The 17,459-nt window shown below is 70.9% G+C and carries 18 protein-coding genes; 5 read left to right on the top strand and 13 right to left on the bottom strand.

The features are described from left to right. Positions 1-4 precede the first annotated feature (4 nt). The 5 genes from COA07_RS08240 to COA07_RS08220 form a co-directional block, all read right to left on the bottom strand. Complete coding sequence (locus tag COA07_RS08240; protein ID WP_066712867.1) at positions 5-1,504, bottom strand: NAD(P)(+) transhydrogenase (Re/Si-specific) subunit beta; 1,500 nt, start codon at positions 1,502-1,504, stop codon at positions 5-7. Positions 1,505-1,605: 101 nt separating this feature from the next. Beyond that, the gene (locus COA07_RS08235; RefSeq protein WP_066484979.1) at positions 1,606-1,905 is read right to left on the bottom strand and encodes an NAD(P) transhydrogenase subunit alpha part 2; all 300 of its coding nucleotides are present in this window, start codon (positions 1,903-1,905) and stop codon (positions 1,606-1,608) included. After that, complete coding sequence (locus tag COA07_RS08230) at positions 1,905-2,303, bottom strand: endonuclease domain-containing protein (protein WP_307718175.1); 399 nt, start codon at positions 2,301-2,303, stop codon at positions 1,905-1,907. The genes COA07_RS08235 and COA07_RS08230 overlap by 1 nt, the downstream gene beginning before the upstream one ends. Before the next feature lie 56 nt (positions 2,304-2,359). After that, positions 2,360-3,481, bottom strand: a complete 1,122-nt coding sequence (locus COA07_RS08225) for an NAD(P) transhydrogenase subunit alpha (protein ID WP_066712869.1) — start codon at positions 3,479-3,481, stop codon at positions 2,360-2,362. A gap of 7 nt (positions 3,482-3,488) precedes the next feature. Continuing rightward, positions 3,489-3,611: an aa3-type cytochrome c oxidase subunit IV gene (locus tag COA07_RS08220; protein ID WP_082740447.1), complete on the bottom strand. Its 123-nt coding sequence runs from the start codon at positions 3,609-3,611 to the stop codon at positions 3,489-3,491. Between the two features lie 139 nt (positions 3,612-3,750). On the opposite strand from COA07_RS08220, the gene COA07_RS08215 reads away from it, so the two are divergent. Continuing rightward, positions 3,751-5,190, top strand: coding sequence for a sigma-54-dependent transcriptional regulator (locus tag COA07_RS08215; RefSeq protein ID WP_096640774.1), 1,440 nt, complete (start codon positions 3,751-3,753; stop codon positions 5,188-5,190). A gap of 19 nt (positions 5,191-5,209) precedes the next feature. After that, entirely contained in the window at positions 5,210-5,968 is a 759-nt protein-coding gene (locus tag COA07_RS08210) for an SDR family NAD(P)-dependent oxidoreductase (protein ID WP_066713306.1), read from the top strand. 6 nt (positions 5,969-5,974) lie between these two features. Here COA07_RS08210 and COA07_RS08205 read toward each other — a convergent pair whose 3' ends face one another. The 7 genes from COA07_RS08205 to glmM all read right to left on the bottom strand — a co-directional run bounded on the left by COA07_RS08205 (position 5,975) and on the right by glmM (position 13,138). Next, complete coding sequence (locus COA07_RS08205) at positions 5,975-6,859, bottom strand: bestrophin family protein (RefSeq protein WP_066713308.1); 885 nt, start codon at positions 6,857-6,859, stop codon at positions 5,975-5,977. A 230-nt stretch (positions 6,860-7,089) separates the two neighbouring features. Then, entirely contained in the window at positions 7,090-8,142 is a 1,053-nt protein-coding gene (gene folP, locus COA07_RS08200) for a dihydropteroate synthase (protein WP_096640772.1), read from the bottom strand. A 125-nt stretch (positions 8,143-8,267) separates the two neighbouring features. Next, complete coding sequence (locus tag COA07_RS08195; RefSeq protein ID WP_066713543.1) at positions 8,268-9,398, bottom strand: site-specific DNA-methyltransferase; 1,131 nt, start codon at positions 9,396-9,398, stop codon at positions 8,268-8,270. A 234-nt stretch (positions 9,399-9,632) separates the two neighbouring features. Further along, complete coding sequence (locus COA07_RS08190; RefSeq protein WP_096640771.1) at positions 9,633-10,262, bottom strand: ribonuclease HII; 630 nt, start codon at positions 10,260-10,262, stop codon at positions 9,633-9,635. 1 nt (position 10,263) lies between these two features. Beyond that, entirely contained in the window at positions 10,264-11,430 is a 1,167-nt protein-coding gene (gene thiD, locus COA07_RS08185) for a bifunctional hydroxymethylpyrimidine kinase/phosphomethylpyrimidine kinase (RefSeq protein ID WP_066713245.1), read from the bottom strand. Then, positions 11,427-11,651 carry a DUF1272 domain-containing protein gene (locus COA07_RS08180; protein WP_066713244.1) on the bottom strand — a complete coding sequence of 75 codons (225 nt, stop codon included), beginning with the start codon at positions 11,649-11,651 and terminating at the stop codon, positions 11,427-11,429. The genes thiD and COA07_RS08180 overlap by 4 nt, the downstream gene beginning before the upstream one ends. A gap of 149 nt (positions 11,652-11,800) precedes the next feature. Beyond that, on the bottom strand, positions 11,801-13,138 hold the full coding sequence (gene glmM, locus COA07_RS08175) for a phosphoglucosamine mutase (RefSeq protein WP_066713243.1): 1,338 nt from the start codon (positions 13,136-13,138) through the stop codon (positions 11,801-11,803). 69 nt (positions 13,139-13,207) lie between these two features. On the opposite strand from glmM, the gene COA07_RS08170 reads away from it, so the two are divergent. After that, on the top strand, positions 13,208-14,488 hold the full coding sequence (locus tag COA07_RS08170; RefSeq protein ID WP_096640770.1) for a dicarboxylate/amino acid:cation symporter: 1,281 nt from the start codon (positions 13,208-13,210) through the stop codon (positions 14,486-14,488). 53 nt (positions 14,489-14,541) lie between these two features. After that, positions 14,542-15,321, top strand: a complete 780-nt coding sequence (locus COA07_RS08165; RefSeq protein ID WP_066713246.1) for a Coq4 family protein — start codon at positions 14,542-14,544, stop codon at positions 15,319-15,321. A 23-nt stretch (positions 15,322-15,344) separates the two neighbouring features. Here COA07_RS08165 and rarD read toward each other — a convergent pair whose 3' ends face one another. Next, positions 15,345-16,223, bottom strand: a complete 879-nt coding sequence (gene rarD / locus COA07_RS08160; RefSeq protein ID WP_066713251.1) for an EamA family transporter RarD — start codon at positions 16,221-16,223, stop codon at positions 15,345-15,347. An 88-nt stretch (positions 16,224-16,311) separates the two neighbouring features. On the opposite strand from rarD, the gene recF reads away from it, so the two are divergent. Continuing rightward, entirely contained in the window at positions 16,312-17,352 is a 1,041-nt protein-coding gene (recF, locus tag COA07_RS08155) for a DNA replication/repair protein RecF (protein ID WP_096640893.1), read from the top strand. The last annotated feature ends 107 nt before the right edge of the window (positions 17,353-17,459 follow it).

The raw sequence follows: 17,459 nt of genomic DNA, 5'->3' as shown, positions 1-17,459 counted from the left end.
CGCGTCAGTCCAGCGACTTGACGATTTCCTCGACCATCTTCTTGGCGTCGGCCAGCAGCATCATGGTGTTGTCCATGTAGAAGACGTCGTTGTCGACACCGGCATAACCCACACCGCCCATGCTGCGCTTGACGAACAGCACCGTCTTGGCCTTCTCCACGTCCAGCACCGGCATGCCGTAGATCGGCGATGTCTTGTCGGTCTTCGCCGCGGGATTGGTCACGTCGTTGGCGCCGATGACGAAGGCGACGTCGGTCTGCGCGAATTCGCTGTTGATGTCCTCCAGCTCGAACACCTCGTCATAGGGGACGTTCGCCTCGGCCAGCAGGACGTTCATATGCCCCGGCATGCGCCCCGCGACCGGGTGGATCGCGTACTTCACGCGGACGCCATGCTCCTTCAGCTTGTCGGCCATCTCGCGCAGGACGTGCTGCGCCTGCGCCACCGCCATGCCGTAACCGGGGACGATGATGACCTGCTCGGCCTGGCTCATCAGGAACGCCGCGTCCTCGGCCGATCCGCGCTTCCACGGCCGGTCGACCTTCGCCGCGCCGCCCGCGCCCGCGTCGGGTGCGCTGCCGAAGCCGCCGGCGATCACGCTGATGAAGCTGCGGTTCATCGCGCGGCACATGATGTACGACAGGATCGCGCCCGACGACCCCACCAGCGCGCCGGTGATGATCATCGCGCTGTTGTGCAACGTGAAGCCCATCGCCGCCGCGGCCCAGCCGGAATAGCTGTTCAGCATCGACACCACGACCGGCATATCCGCCCCGCCGATCGGGATGATCAGCAGGAAACCGATCGCGAACGACAGGATCGTGATCGTCCAGAACACCCACGGGCTCTGGTCGACCGTGAAATAGGCGACCAGCAGCAGGATCGCCGCCAGTACGCCCAGGTTGATGACGTGCCGCCCCGGCAGCATGATCGGCGCGCCGCCCATGTTGCCGTTCAGCTTCAGGAAGGCGATGACCGAGCCGGAGAAGGTGATCGCGCCGATCGCGACGCCCAGCCCCATCTCGATCCGGCTGACCGGCAGGATGTACGCCAGCGGCGTGCCCGACAGCGGATCGACAAGGATGCGCGCGATCCCGAACGCGACCGGGTTCAGGAAGGCCGCGGCCGCCACCAGCACCGCGGCAAGGCCGACCAGCGAGTGGAACGCGGCGACCAGCTGCGGCATCGCCGTCATCGCGATCCGCCGCGCGGTGGTGACGCCGATCACCGCACCGATCGCGATCGCGGCGACGATCTCCAGCGCCGCGACATAGTCGATCCGCGCGATCAGCGCGGCATAGTCATAGCCCTCGATCAGCGTCGTCGTGACCGGCACGTGCGTCACCAGCGTGGTGACGACCGCGATCCCCATGCCGATCATGCCGAACCGGTTGCCCCGCTGGCTGGTCGTCGGGCTGGACAGCCCGCGCAACGCCAGGATGAAGCACACCCCGGCGATCAGGTACGCCAGCGCGACCCACGGATTGACGGCGACATGCTCCACTAGATCCTGCTCCCCCTTATATCGTCATCCCGGCGAACGCCGGTCTCTCACCACGACGGTGCCCGTGCGGCACGAGCCCCCGGCCTGCGCCGGGGTGACGATCAATGTTTCGCGACCGCCGGCCGCTCCTTCTTCTTGTACATCGCCAGCATCCGGCTGGTGACCGCGAAGCCGCCGAAGATGTTGACGCTGGCCAGCACCACCGCCAGCAGCCCCAGCCACTTGCCCCCGGTGCTCCCCGCCGCCGCCGACGCGATCAGCGCGCCGACGATGATGACGCTGGAAATCGCATTGGTCACCGCCATCAACGGCGTGTGCAGCGCGGGCGTCACCGACCAGACCACGTAATAGCCGACGAAACACGCCAGCACGAAGATCGACAGGATCGCGATGAAATCCATTATATATCCTCCCCGGCACGGGGAGGGGGACCATGCGAGGCATGGTGGAGGGGGCGTGCCGCACACGAGACGATCGCGGCAACCACCGCCGCCATGTCCCGCGTCACGTCGTCCGCTCTCACCCGCAACACACGATAGCCGTTCTCCCGCAGAAATCCGTCCCTCAATTCGTCCCGCTCGACTTGGCAACCGTCATGACCGACGCCATCGACCTCGATCACCAGGCGGGCGCTCGCGCAGTAGAAATCGACCACATAGGGGCCGATCGGATGCTGCTTGCGAAACTTCACACCGGTCGCCTGGCCGCGCAGCCGTTGCCACAACAGCACCTCGGGATAGCTCATCCGGCGGCGCAGCGCGCGCGCCGTGACGACCTCGGGCCGAGGTATTCGCGGCACGCCCCCTCCACCGCGCTGCGCGCGGTCCCCCTCCCCTTGCAGGGGAGGATAACCCATCACGACAGCAACCGCGGGTTCACCACCGCGCCGTCCTTCGTCAGCCGCACGGCGTCGCCGATCTCGTCGTCCAACACCGGCTTGCCCGCGTCCTTGTCCCAGAAGGTCGACAGGAAATTGTACAGGTTGCGCGCGAACAGTGCGGAGGCGTCCGCGGGCAGCCGCCCGGCGACGTTGCGGTGCCCGACGATCCTGACGCCGTGGCGGGTCACCACCTCGCCCGCCACCGCGCCCTCGACATTGCCGCCGCTTTCCACCGCCAGATCGACGATCACCGATCCGGGTCGCATCGTCGCCAGCTGCGCATCGCTGATCAGCCGCGGCGCGGGGCGGCCGGGGATCAGCGCGGTGGTGATGACGATATCCTGCTTGGCGATATGCGCGGATACCAGCTCGGCCTGCGCCTTCTTGTATTCCTCGCTCATCTCGGTCGCATAGCCGCCCGAACCCTCGCCCTCGATCCCGGCGACATTCTCGACGAAGATCGGCTTGGCGCCCAGCGACAGGATCTGTTCCTTCGTCGCGGATCGCACGTCGGTGGCGGATACCTGCGCGCCCAGCCGCCGCGCGGTGGCGATCGCCTGCAGCCCGGCGACGCCCACGCCCATCACGAACACCTTGGCGGCGCTGACCGTGCCCGCCGCGGTCATCATCATCGGAAAGGCGCGGCCATAGACGCCCGCGGCGTCCAGCACCGCCTTGTACCCCGCCAGGTTCGATTGCGACGACAGGATGTCCATCGACTGCGCGCGCGTGATGCGCGGCATGAACTCCATCGCCAGCGCCTCATATCCCGCCGCGGCATAGGCGTCGATGCGCGGGCGGTCCCCGAAGGGGTTCAGCCCGGCGACGATCCACGCGCCCGGCGCCGCGCCGGCCAGCGTCGCGGGGTCCGGCCCCTGCACGCCCAGCACGATGCCCGCGCCCGCCAGCGTCGCCGCCCGGTCGCCAACGTCGGCCCCCGCCGCGGCGTAATCGCCGTCGGCATAGGATGCGCCGGCGCCGGCAGCGGCCTCGACCGCCATCTGCGCGCCCAGCGCCACGAATTTCTTCACCGTTTCCGGCGTCGCGGCCACCCGGCTCTCGCCGGAAGCCCCCTCCTTAAGGACCGCGATCTTCATGCCGCGCTTAGGAAATCAGCCAGATGACGAGAAAGGCGAGCAGGAAACACGCCACCGATCCGTACTTCAGCAGGTTCAGCATGCTGAAATAGGTCGCCTCGTGCGCCTTGATGTTGGCGGGGTCGGCCATGTCGATCCTCTTCTATGTGAACGCGCCTAAAGCCTAGATCGCGCGCGGCGGCTAGGCAATATCGGCTAGGCCGCGCTTAAGCCCGCCTTTACCCCGACCGGCTACGCCCTCGCGGATCGCTTATCCTGACGGGGCACGAATGACGCGCAACGGCCAACGCCTGCTGATGCTGATCGACGCGGATGCGGCGCAGCAGCGCCAGCTGTCCGCGCTCGCCGCGCGCGGCGGCTGGCGCACCGTCGCGGTGCCCGACGGCGCCGCCGCGCTGGCGCTGCTGGCCGGGGCCGCTGGGCGCCCGGTCGATGCCGTGCTGCTCGATCATGCCGCCATCGCCGAACCGGTCGCGGACGTCATCGCCGCGCTGCACGAGCGCCGCCCGGCGCTGCCGGTGCTGGTGCTGACCGCGCACGAATCAGTGGCGGATGCGGTCGCGGCGATGCGCGCCGGCGCGGTCGATTTCCTGGTCCGCCCGGTCGCCCCGCAACGCTTCGTCCAGGCGCTGGAGGCCGCGCTGGCGGGCAGCGTCTCGGGCGAATTGCGCCCGCTGACCGAGAAGATTCCCGCGCTGCTCGGCTTCGACGAGATCGTCGGCTCGGCACCCGATTTCCGCGCCGCGCTGGCGGTGGCGGCCAAGGCGGCGCGCGCGCGCGTCCCCGTGCTGATCGACGGCGAACCGGGGGTGGGCAAGGAAGTGGTGGCGGAGGCGATCCACGCCGCCTCGCCGCGCGCCGCGGCCCCGCGCATCACCGTCAATTGCGCCGCGATCGCCACCAACCTGATCGAAAGCGAGCTGTTCGGCCACGAACAGGGCGCGTTCGCGGGCGCGTTCGAACGGCGCATCGGGCAATTCGTCCACGCCGACGGCGGCACCCTGTTCCTGGACGAGGTCGACCACCTGCCGCTCGACGCGCAGGCCGCGCTGCTGCGCGTGCTGCACAGCGAGGAGGTCGTGCCGCTCGGCGGGCGCCACCCGCGCGCCGTCGACGTGCGCGTCATCGCCGCCACCAACAAGCGGCTGCTGGACGAGGTCGCGGCCGGGCGCTTCCGCGAGGATCTCTACTACCGCCTCAACGCCGTGACCGTGACGATCCCGCCGCTGCGCCAGCGCAGCGGCGACATCCCCGCGCTGACCCGCCACCTGCTGGCCCGCATCGCGACCCAGCCGGGCTTGCGCGAACTGGGGATCACCGACGACGCGCTGGCGCTGCTCGCCGCCTATGACTGGCCGGGCAACGTGCGCCAGTTGCAGGACGCGCTGTTCCGCGCCGCGGTGCTGTGCGAGGGCGATGCGCTGACCCGCGGCGATTTCCCGCAGCTGGCGGCGATCGGCGCGCGCCCCGCGGCGCGGCTGGCGACCGGGGGCACCGCCGCCGCCCCCGCGCTGGCCGCGGCGGGCGGGGTCACGCTGTTCCGCCCCGACGGCAATCTGCGCCCGCTGGAGGAGATCGAGGCCGACGTCATCCGCCTCGCCATCGGCCATTACCGCGGCCGCATGACGGAGGTGGCGCGCCGGCTCGGCATCGGCCGCTCGACCCTGTACCGCAAGCTGAGCGAGCTGGGGATCGACACCGCCGCCTGATCCGGGGCAGAATGCCGCGATGCCGCCGTTCCGCCACCGCTCCTACCTCGTCACCGGCGCCGCCTCCGGCATCGGGCTGGCCGTCGCGCAGCATCTGGCCGCGAACGGTGCCGCGCGGCTGGTGTTGGCCGATCGCGATGCCGGTGCGCTGGCGCGCGTCGACGTCGGCTGCACGCTCGACCTGTTGCCCGGCGACGTCGCGGACGAGGCGTTCTGGGATGCCGCCGCGCCCGCGCTGGCGGGGATCGACGGCGCGGTCGTCAACGCCGGAGTGGCGGGCGCGGGGGCGATCGCCGATCTGCCGCTTGCCGAATGGCGCCGCATCCTGTCGGTCAACCTGGACGGCGCGTTCCTGACGCTGCGCGCGGCGATGCGCGCCATGCGCGATCGCGGCGCGGGCGGCGCGATCGTCGCCACCGCCTCGGCCGCGGGGATCAAGGCGGAAGCCGGCGTCGCCGCCTATGGCGCGTCCAAGGCCGGGCTGATCCAGTTGGCGAAGGTCGCCGCGAGGGAAGGCGCCGTGGACCGCATCCGGGTCAACGCCATCGCGCCCGCCGGGGTGGAAACCCCGGTGTGGGATGCAGTGCCGATGTTCGCTGACCGCGCCGCCGTGATCGGCCGCGACGCCGCCTTCGCCGAACTCGCCGCGCTGGCCACCCCGCTGGGCCGCTATGCCAAGGCGGAGGAGATCGCGGAGCAGATCGCGTTCCTGCTGTCGGATGCCGCCGCGCTGGTCACCGGCGCGGTGCTGGTCAGCGACGGCGGCTACACGCTGTAGCGCGCGTCACCACAGCACCCCCTTCACCGGCTGCGCCGGCTCTGGCGCCGGGTCGCCGATCGACTGCAACAGGTCGATCTCGATCGTCCGGCACATCGCGTTCAGCGGCAGGTCGTGGACCGTGTTCGCGAACGGATCGACCAGGTCGTCGCCGATCGCCAGCACCGCCAGGAACATCAGCCCCGCCACCGTCGATCCCAGCGGCGTCGCGAAGCCCAGCGATTCCACCAGCCCGATCGGCAGCAGGATGCAGAAGATGTGCGTGAACAGCGTCGGGAAGAACCGGTACTGGTTGGGCAGCGGCGTGTTCTTCAGCCGCTCCATGCCCCCCTGCGCATTGGCGATATCGACCAGCACGCTTTCCATCGCGCTCTGCTGGATCGTGTCGATCCAGCCGTTCTTCATCGCCAGGTTGATGCGCCGGCCGGTGCCGTCGACGATCCCGTTGGCGACGTTGGTACGCCCCAGCGCGAAATCCGCCTCGCCCTTCGACAGGAAGCGCAGCACCTCCGCGTCCGGGCTCTGCTTGCGCAGCTGGCAACGCAGCGCGTTGACATAGGCGACCTGCCGCAGGACGATCGTCCGCTTCATGTCGGTCGCCTCGGGATCGGGCAGGAAATTGCGCGCCTGCCGCGCCAGGTTGCGGCTGGCGTTGATCATCAGCCCCCATAGCGACCGGCCTTCCCACCAGCGCTGGTACGCCGAATTGCTGCGAAACCCCAGGAACAGCGCCAGCGCCGACCCGAACAGCGTCAGCGGCAGCGACGGCGCCTTGAACGGCAACACGTAGTAGGTGACGGTGACGATCACGTCCCATACGAACAGAAGCAGCAACGGCTTCCACACTTCGCGGACGATCTGCGTGTAACGGGGCGTGGCGGTGACGATCATGCGCGCGCTAACGCACATCAATCCGCCACGTTGCGCCGCCGCGCCGCAACCGAAACGATTTGTTACGCGGCCGCGTACTCCGATACGCCATCCCCCCGCACGTCATCCCAGCGAAAGCTGGGATCTCCCGCGGAGAATGCACCGCCTTCCCCGCAAAGACCCCAGCCTGCGCTGGGGTGACGTCGCCGGATGACGAAGCGGGCGACGAAAGGGGATGACGATGGCGCCCCCTACCCGATCAGCGCCCGGTCGCGCAGCCCGCGCCACACGCGCAACGCCTGCACCGTTTCCGCCACGTCATGGACGCGCAGCAGCTGCACCCCCGCCGCCGCGCCCGTCACCGCCAGCGCGATCGAACCGCCCAGCCGCTCGGCCACCGGCGCCTCGTTGCTCAGCGCGCCGATCAAACGCTTGCGGCTCACCCCCAGCATGATCGGGCAGCCGATGCCGTGGAACAGCGCCAGCGCGTTGATGAGCGCCAGATTGTCCGACAGCGACTTACCGAAGCCGATGCCCGGGTCGATCATCACCCGCGCGCGGTCGACGCCCGCGGCGACCACCGCGTCGACCCGCGCCTCCAGCCAGTCGAACACCTCGGTCACCACGTCGCGATAGCCGTCGCGGCCATGCCCGCCGTGCTTGGGATCGGGGGAGTGCATCAGGATTACCGGCGCGCCGGTGCGCGCGGCCACCTCCAGCGTGCGTTCGTCCCACAGCATCGCCGACACGTCGTTGACGATCCCCGCACCCGCCGCCAGCGCGGCCTCGGCCACCGGCGCCTTGCGCGTGTCGATGCTGACCAGCGCGCCGCCGCGCGCCAGCCGCTCCACCACCGGGGCGACGCGCCGCGCCTCGTCCTCTTCCCACACCAGCGCCGCGCCCGGCCGGGTCGATTCGCCGCCGACGTCGATCACCGCCGCGCCCGCCGCCGCCATCGCCATCCCCGCCGCCGCCGCGCCCGCGGGGTCGTCGACATGCGCGCCGCCGTCCGAAAAGCTGTCGGGTGTCACGTTCAGGATGCCCGCCACCTGCGGCTGGTCGAAGCGCAGCGTCCGCCCGCCCAGCGCCCAGGGCGCGCGCGGCGCGGTGATCCGCGCATGGAGCAGCGCCGCCCGCTCGCCCAGCGTCGCCACCTCGCCCACCGGCACGACGCGGCGGTCGCCGTCGCCGCTCACCTCATAGGCGGCGAACCACTGCATCCCCCCCGCCAGCCGCACGGCGGCGCCATCGGGCAGCCCGATCGGCGTGTCGACGAAATGCACGGGGCGCAGGTACAGGGTCATGCCGTGGTTCCTACCAACCCCGCAACCGGGACGAAACCGTCTGCGTCACCCCAGCGAAAGCTGGGGTCTTTCGCCACGGGGAGACCCCAGCTGTCGCCGGGGTGACGGCCAGTCTGCCGCTCCCCCTACGGCTGCGTCGCCAGCAGGTACGTCTGGCGCAGCGTGTCGATCGGCGCCAGCACGCCGTCGCGCTCGATGTGCCAGAACGTCCAGCCGTTGCACGCCGGCGCACCCTGCAGGGTCGCGCCCAGCTTGTGGATCGAACCGGTCGCGCCGCATTCGCTCGCCAGCGATCCGTCGGCGCGCACCAGCACGCGGTACCGGCGCTTGGCATCGGTCAGCACGTCGCCGGCGGTCAGGTACCCGTTCTCCACCAGCACGCCGAACGCCACCTTGGGCTGGCTGCGCGGGCTCTGCATCGTCGCCAGCGCCGATTCGTCGAGCGGCAGCGCCGCGGCGATCCGCTCCATCGCGGCATCGACATAGGTCAGCTCGCGCTCGATCCCGATCCACCGCCGCCCCAGCCGCCGCGCCACCGCGCCGGTGGTGCCGGTGCCGAAGAACGGGTCGACCACCACGTCCCCCGGCTTCGTGCAGGCCAGCAGGATGCGGTACAGCAGCGCCTCCGGCTTCTGCGTCGGGTGCACCTTCACCCCGCCCTTCTTCAGCCGCTCGTTCCCGCCGCAGATCGGGAATTCCCAGTCCGACCGCATCTGCAATTCGTCGTTCAGCGTCTTCATGCTGCGGTAATTGAACGTGTATTTCGCCTTCTCGCCCTTCGACGCCCAGATCAGCGTCTCGTGCGCGTTGGTGAAGCGGGTGCCGCGGAAATTGGGCATCGGATTGGCCTTGCGCCACACGATGTCGTTGAGGATCCAGAACCCCAGGTCCTGCACCGCGGTGCCGACGCGGAAGATGTTGTGATAGCTGCCGATCACCCAGATCGTGCCGTCGTCCTTCAGGATGCGGTGCGCCTCCGCCAGCCAGGCGCGGGTGAAGGCGTCATACTGCGCGAAGGTATCGAACTTGTCCCAGTCGTCGGTCACCGCATCGACATGGCTGCCGTCCGGGCGGAACAGCTCGCCGCCCAGCTGCAGGTTATAGGGCGGGTCCGCGAACACCATGTCGACCGACTTCGACGGCAGCGCCTTCATCGCCGCGATGCAATCGCCCATGACGATCTGGTCCAGCGGCAGCGGCGCTTCCGCCTCCGCCGCCTGGCGCGTCCTGCGCGCGACCTTCTCGATCACCCCCATCGTTCGTCCCCCGTCTTGAGGGGTGAAAGTGCGGCAAACGGGCCTTGCGTCAAGCAAACATTGGTTAACGCGACTCGCCGGGAATCCGTTGCGTTGGCGGAACATTCGGGGGCCATGACCAGATATTGAGTCTGCGCCCACCGCCCGGACTCAACCGATGGTATGTTGCGCGAAAGACTCAAGCCGACTCGCTTCGTCGCATTTGCCCGCGCGGACCGCGCGCGCCTCGCCGAATCACGCGCCCGGCACCACCCCGCCCAGCACCAGTTCCAGCTGCGCGACCGGCGCGAAGCTGCGCCGGTGCAGCGGCGACGGCCCGTGCTCGCGCAGCGCGGCGAGGTGCGCGGCACTGCCATAGCCCTTGTTGCTGTGCCATCCGTATTGCGGATGCGCCTGCGCCGCCTCGATCATGATCGTGTCGCGGGTGTGCTTGGCGATGATCGAGGCGGCGGCGATCGAGCGGCTGACCGCATCGCCCCCGACGATCGCGCTGGCGGCATAGCCCCAGCGCGGCAGGCGGTTGCCGTCGACCAGCACGTGCCCCGGCACGCATCCCAGCGCCGCCGCCAGCCGGTCGACCGCCAGCGTCATCGCCTTCATCGTCGCCCAATGGATGTTGAGCGTGTCGATCTCCGCCGGATCGACGATGCCGATGCCCACCACCGCGCAGTCGGTCAGCCGCGCGCACAGCCGCGCGCGCTCGGCGGCGGGCAGGCGCTTCGAATCGTCGATGCCGCGCGGCGTGCCGCGTTCGGGCAGGACCACCGCGGCGGCCACCACCGGCCCCGCCAGCGGCCCGCGCCCCGCCTCGTCCACCCCCGCCACCGGGGGCAGGCACAGCCGTTCGTGCTTCAGTCCGGGCATGTCACGCCAGCCGCCACGGCGGGAAGCGGCGCTGCTCGCCCGCGGTATACAGGCGCAGTGGGTTGCCCGCCGGGTCGGTCAGCCGCGCCTCGCGCCAGCCCCATGGCTGCCGCACCGCTTCCTCCACCGCGATCCCCGCGCCCCGCGCCGCCGCGATCGCGCCGTCGAGGTCGACCACCTCCAGATAGACGATCGCACGCCCGTCGATCTCGCCCGCCGCCTCGATCGACAGCGTCGTGCCCCCCGCGCTTTCGAACCGCGCATAGCGCCCGCCGCTGTCGACGATCGCGGTCAGCCCCAGCGCGCGATAGAAGGCCAGCGAGGCATCATGGTCGGTCGCGGGCAGCGTCACCTGATTGGGGGTCGGCCCGGCCGGATCGGCCTCGCCGCGAACCCGCGCATGGCCCATCGGCCCGTGCCCGCCGCCCAGCCCCGGCGCGGCGTGCAGCGCGATCCGCACGAAGGTGATCGCGCGCCCGATCGCGGCGGGCAGCGCCATTCCCGCCGCCAGCCCGGTGGCGATCGCGCTGGCCAGCGTGCAGCCGGTGCCGTGCGTGTGCCGCGTGTCGATGCGCGGATGTTCCCAGCGCGCGATCTCGCCGTGAACATCGAACAGCCGGTCGACCACCGTCTCGCCGGTGGCATGGCCGCCCTTCACCAGCACCGCGACGCGCATCCGCGCGGCATAATCGGTCGCCGCGCGCGCCGGATCGCTCAGCGCCTCCGCCCCGCACAGCGCCGCCAGTTCGGGCAGGTTCGGGGTCACCAGCGTGGCGCGGCGCGCCAGCCGCTCCATCGCCGCGATCGTGGCATCGTCGGCCAGCACCGCGCCGCTGGTCGCGACCATCACGGGGTCGAGCACCACCGGCCCGTCATAGCGGCCGCCGGCCAGTTCCTCCGCCACCGCCGTCGCGATCGCGGGGCCACCCAGCATCCCGATCTTCACCGCGTCGACGCCGATATCCCCGGCCACGCACGCCATCTGCTGCACCACCATCGCGGGCTGGATGGCGTGGACGCCCTCAACCCCCAGCGTGTTCTGCGCGGTGATCGCGGTGATCGCGGTCATCGCATGGCCGCCCAGCATGGTGACCGCCTTGATATCCGCCTGGATACCCGCGCCGCCGCCCGAATCGGAACCAGCGACGATCAGGACGCGCGGCATCATCCCTTGAAATGCCGCACGGTCGACGCGGGGTTCCTCGCCAGCGCCTTGCCCACCCGCGCCGGCCGGTCGAGCAGTTCGCCGCCGCAATTGGGGCAGCGTTCGTCCATGTCGTCGGCGCAATCGGCGCAGAACGTGCACTCGAACGAACAGATGAACGCACCGCCCTCATCGGCGGGCAGATCGGCGCCGCAACGCTCGCAATCGGGTCGCATCTCCAGCATGGGGTGCGCTCTACCGGCTCGCGGGCGGGCCGTCACCACCCATGCCATCACCCCGATATCGTCACCCCAGCGAAGGCTGGGGTCTCCCGCTGCCGGCGCGCCGCCCCAGCCGCAGAAGATCCCAGCCTTCGCTGGGATGACGTTCGGTATCACGCCGCCTTGCGCACCGCCTCGCAGATGCGGTCCACCACCTGCTCGACCACCGCCGGGTCGTCGCCCTCGGCCATCACGCGGATCACCGGCTCGGTGCCCGACGGGCGGATCACCAGCCGGCCGTTGCCCGCCAGCTCGGCCTCGGCGGCGGCGATCACGGTCTTGACGCTGTCCGCCTCCAGCGGCTTGCCGCCAGAGAAGCGCACGTTCTTGAGCAGCTGCGGCAGGGGATCGAAACGGTGCAGCACGCGGCTCGCCGGCTCGCCCGAGCGACGGATCTCGGCCAGCACCTGCAACGCCGCGACCAGCCCGTCGCCGGTGGTGGCATAATCGGACAGGATGATATGCCCGGACTGTTCGCCGCCGACATTATATCCCTGCCGCCGCATCGCCTCCAGGACGTAGCGGTCGCCCACCTTGGTGCGGATCAGTTCCAGCCCCTGCGTCGCCAGGTGGCGTTCCAGCCCCAGGTTCGACATCACCGTGGCGACCAGCCCGCCGCCCTGCAACCGGCCCGCGCGCGCCCAGCCGCCGGCGATCGCCGCCATCAACTGGTCGCCGTCGACCACGCGGCCCTTCTCGTCCACCACGATCAGCCGGTCGGCATCGCCGTCCAGCGCGATGCCGATGTCGGCGCGCACCTCCACCACCTTGGCGGCCAGCGCCTCGGGATGGGTCGATCCGATCTGGTCGTTGATGTTCAGCCCGTTGGGGTTGACCCCGATCTGCACCACGTCGGCGCCCAGTTCCCACAACGCCTCGGGCGCGACCTGATAGGCGGCGCCGTTCGCGCAATCGACCACCACGCGCATCCCGTCCAGCCGCAGGTCGTTGGGGAAGGTGGACTTGGCGAAGTGGATGTAGCGCCCGCGCGCGTCGTCGATTCGCTTGGCGCGGCCGATCTCGCCCGGCGCGGCCAGCGGCACGTCGGCGTCCAGCGCCGCCTCGATCGCCATCTCGTCCTCGTCCGACAGCTTGAACCCGTCGGGGCCGAACAGCTTGATGCCGTTGTCGGCGAACGGGTTGTGGCTGGCGGAAATCATCACGCCCATGTCGGCGCGCATCGACTTGGTCAGCATCGCCACCGCCGGGGTCGGCATCGGCCCCACCAGGGTCACGTCCATGCCCACGCTGGTGAAGCCGGCCTGCAGCGCGCTTTCCAGCATATAGCCCGACAGGCGCGTGTCCTTGCCGATCACCACGCGGTGGCGGTGGTGCCCACGCAGGAAGTGGCGGCCCGCCGCCATCCCCACCTTCATCGCCATCGCCGCGGTCATCGCGCCGGTGTTGGTCAGCCCGCGAATCCCGTCGGTGCCGAAATATTTCCTTGCCATCACGCCTTCCGTTCGCTCCGCTTCGCATACTCCCTAGCGACTTGCCCGTGAAAGCGCGATTACCGGCAGATGACACAAGCCTCACGTATCCTCGTCGCCTTGCTGGCCGGGCTGTTCGCCGGGATCGCGCTCGCCGCGCTCGCGCCCGCCGCGGTGCCGGGCGCGACCGCCGTCGCCGAGCCGGTCGGCACCGCCTGGCTCCATGCGCTCCAGATGACGATCGTCCCGCTGGTGGTGGCGCTGCTCGTCACCGGGGTGGCCGCCACCGCGGAGGCGGCGCGCGCCGGGCGGCTGGCGGGGCGCGCGATCGCGCTCTACGTCACGCTGCTGGCGGTATCGGCCGGCATCGCGGCGCTGCTGACCCCGCTGATCCTGTCGATCGTGCCGCTGCCCGCCGCCTCTGCCGATGCGCTGCGCCGCGCGCTGTCGACGGCGGAGGCGATACCCCCCGTCGCGCCGCTGGGCGAATTCTTCGCCGGGATCGTCCCCACCAACATCGTGAAGGCCGCGGCGGAGAACAGCTTCCTGTCGATCATCATCTTCACGCTGATCTTCGCCTTCGCGATCGCGCGGATCGGCGCGGAGGAACGCGCGCTGCTCACCCGCTTCTTCACCGCGCTGCGCGATGCGATGCTGGTGGTGATCGACTGGGTGCTGTGGATCGCGCCGGTCGGCGTGTTCGCGCTGGCGCTGGTGGTCGGCGCGCGCGCCGGGACGGGCGCGTTCGGGGCGCTGGTCCATTACATCCTGGTCGTGTCCGGGGTCGGCGTGGCGGTGACGCTGATCGCCTATCCGCTGGCGTTGCTGGGCGCGCGGCTGCGGCTCGCGGACTTCGCGCGCGCCGCGCTGCCGGCACAGGCGGTCGCGATCAGCACGCAAAGCTCGCTCGCCTCGCTGCCCGCGATGGTCGAGGGGTCGCGCACGCTGGGCGTGCCGGTCGCCACCGCCGGCGTCACGCTGCCGCTGGCGGTCGCGATCTTCCGCGCCACCGGGCCGGCGATGAACCTGGCGGTCGCCATCTATGTCGCCACCTGGTTCGGGGTGCCGCTGTCGCCCGCGACGCTGGCGGTCGGCGTCGTCGTCGCGACGCTCACCTCGCTCGGCTCGGTCAGCCTGCCCGGCACCGTCAGCTACGTCAGCGCGATCGCGCCGATCGCGGGGACGATCGGCGCCCCGCTCGCCCCGCTCGGGCTGCTGGTGGCGGTGGAAACCATCCCCGACATCGTCCGCACCGTCGGCAACGTCACGATGGACATCGCAACCACCGCCTTCCTGTCGCGGCGCGGCGCCCGGCTGGAGGACGATGCCGCCCCGCCGCCGGACCTGCCGGCCGACGCCGGGGGCGCTTGACGGGAACGCCATAAACGACTTATTGACATCTTTGTCAGTAGGAGTTCGAGTCGATGGCGACCCTTCCCCCCCTTCCCGGCACCAGCGGCCGGCGTGACTGGCGGACCGCGTTCGACGCGGTGCGCCGCCTGATGGCCGATGCCGACGACACGACGCAGGTGTTCCGCATCATGCGCGCGCTCAACGTCGGCAACGCGCCGCAGAATTACGCCCGCCTGATCGCCACCGAGGAAGGCGGCCGGATCGCCTATGAGCGGGTCGAGCTGGCGCAGCGGTTCAGCGATCCGGCGTTCGTCGCCTCCTTCGCCCCCGGCACGGTCGGCGCGGCCTATCGCCAGTTCCTGGAAAGCACCGGCTATTCCGCCGACGGCCTGGTCGAGGTGAGCAAGCTGGAAGGCGACCCGGAATGGGTCGACCATCCCTATACCTGGATGGGCCGGCGCATCCGCGACACGCACGACATCTGGCACGTCCTGACCGGCTATCAGGCGGACGAGCCGATGGGCGAGGCGGCGCTGGTCGCGTTCAGCTTCGCGCAGGTCGGCGGCCTCGGCTGGGCGCTGATCGGCACCGCCGCCGCGCTCAAGAGCCTGAACGTGGCCAGGAACACGCTGTTCGCGAAGGCGGTGTGGGAGGGGTATCGCCACGGCCGCGCCGCGCAATGGCTGCAGGGTGAGGATTATCTGACGCTGATGCACGAACCGATCGACGCGGCGCGCGCGCGGCTCGGCATCCGCGAACCCGTCCTCTACCGGCGCGCGCAGCGCGAGCTCGGCCCCGCGATGGCCGATTTCCTGAAGGCGCGGAAGGAAGGCGCCGCGCTGGCTGCCTGATGTGACCGGCGCGCGCGGGCGGTTCAGCCCGCGCGCCGCCACCCGCCCCAGGCGTAGAGCGCACAACCGGTCCAGATCAGCGCGAAGGTGACGACGTGCACCGGCCGCAACGGTTCGTGGAACAGCATTACCGCCTCCACGAACTGCAACGTCGGCGCGATATATTGCAGCAGCCCCATCGTGGCGTAGCGCAGCCGCCGCGCCGCCGCGGCGAACATCAGCAGCGGCACCGCCGTCACCACGCCCGCCAGCACCAGCAGCAGGTCGATCGTGCGGTCCTGCCCGAACGCTCCCTGCCCGCTACCGTGCGCCAGCACGATCACCGCCAGCGCCGGGGCCAGCAGCAGCGCGGTTTCCACCGTCAACCCGCCCAGCGAATCGATCGCCGCCACCTTGCGGATCAGGCCATAGCCGCCGAAGCTGAGCGCCAGCGTCAGCGATATCCACAGCGCGCCCCCGCCCGACAGCGCCATCACCGCGACGCCCACCGCCGCCACCGCGACCGCCGCCTTCTGCACGCGCCCGATCGTCTCGCCCAGCAACGCCATGCCCAGCGCGACATTGACCAGCGGGTTGATGAAATAGCCCAGGCTCGCTTCCAGCACATGGCCGTGCTGGACCGCCCAGATATAGACCAGCCAGTTGATCGCGATCAGCGTCGCCGACGCCGCCAGCAACGCCAGCGTCCGCCCGCGCGCCGCCGCGCGGATCGCGCCCGCCTGCCGCGTGACGGCGACGATCGCCACCAGCAGCAGCAGCGACCAGACGATGCGATGCGCCAGCACCTCCAGCGACGGCACGCCGCGCAGCAGCCGCAGGTACAGCGGCAGCAATCCCCATAGCGCATAGGCGCCGATGCCCAGGATCAGGCCGCTGCGCGTCGCATTCCCGCTTTCCGTCATGCGCGCGGCCATCGCGGGCGCGGGGCTGCGGCGCAACCCCGTTTTCCCCATTCGACACGCCCCGCGCCGCGTCCTACGGCGGTCGGCGATGCTGTCGCGCCTGGTCCTTACCGATTTCCGCAACCATGCGGGCCTCGCGCTGGCGCCGGGACCGGGGTTCGTGATCCTCACCGGCGCGAACGGCGCGGGCAAGACCAACGTGCTGGAAGCGGTGTCGCTGCTCGCCCCCGGCCGCGGGCTGCGCCGCGCCGCGCTGTCGGACATGGCGCGCAGCGACGGGCCGGGCGGGTTCGGCGTCGCCGCGACGCTGGCGGACGGGGTCGATCTGGCGACCGGCGCGCATCCCACCGCGCCCGAACGCCGCGTCACGCGCATCAACGGCGCGGCGGCGCAGGCCTCGGCGCTGGCGGAACGGGTCGCGGTGCTGTGGCTGACCCCGGCAATGGACCGGCTGTTCACCGAACCGGCCGGGGAACGCCGCCGCTTCCTCGACCGGCTGGTGCTGGCGCTGGCGCCGGGCCATGCGCGCCACACCAGCCGCTACGAAGCGGCGATGCGCGCGCGCAACCGACTGCTGGCGGAGGGCGCACCCGATCCCGGCTGGCTCGACGCGCTGGAGGCGCAGATGGCGCTCCACGGCGCCGCGCTGGACGCCGCGCGGCGCCGCACCGTCGACGCGCTCGCCGCCGCGCTGGCGGCACAGCCGGCGCAGGGCATCCTGCCGCGCGCCGCGATCGCGCTCGACGGGTGGCAGGGGGACGAGGCCGATCTGGCGCAGGCGCTGCGCCACGGCCGCGCGCGCGATGCGGCGGCGGGCCGCACGATTACCGGGCCGCACCGCGCCGACCTCACCGTCACCCATGTCGACAAGGGGCGCGCCGCCGCCAGCGCCTCGACCGGCGAACAGAAGGCGCTGCTGCTCGGCATCGTGCTGGCGCATGCCGAACTGGTCGCCGCGCGCGCCGGCCAGCCGCCGGTGCTGCTGCTCGACGAAGTCGCCGCCCACCTCGATCCCGCACGCCGCGCCGGCCTGTTCGCGCGATTGGCGCCGCTGGGACAGACGTGGATGACCGGCACCGAACCCGCGCTGTTCGACGCCGCGGGCGATGCGACGCGCATGGCGCTGTAGCGCGGGGGGGGCCCGCCGCCGTTCCGGCCCGGTCCCAGAACCTTCACGGAAACGCCGCACCGGACGCTCTTTTCTGTTCGAAACCTCTGCCCCCCGCTCCCGTCACC

It is taken from the genome of Sphingomonas adhaesiva (genome assembly GCF_002374855.1).
GTDB classification, from domain to species: domain Bacteria; phylum Pseudomonadota; class Alphaproteobacteria; order Sphingomonadales; family Sphingomonadaceae; genus Sphingomonas; species Sphingomonas adhaesiva.
This window is presented reverse-complemented; position numbering and strand designations above follow the sequence as displayed.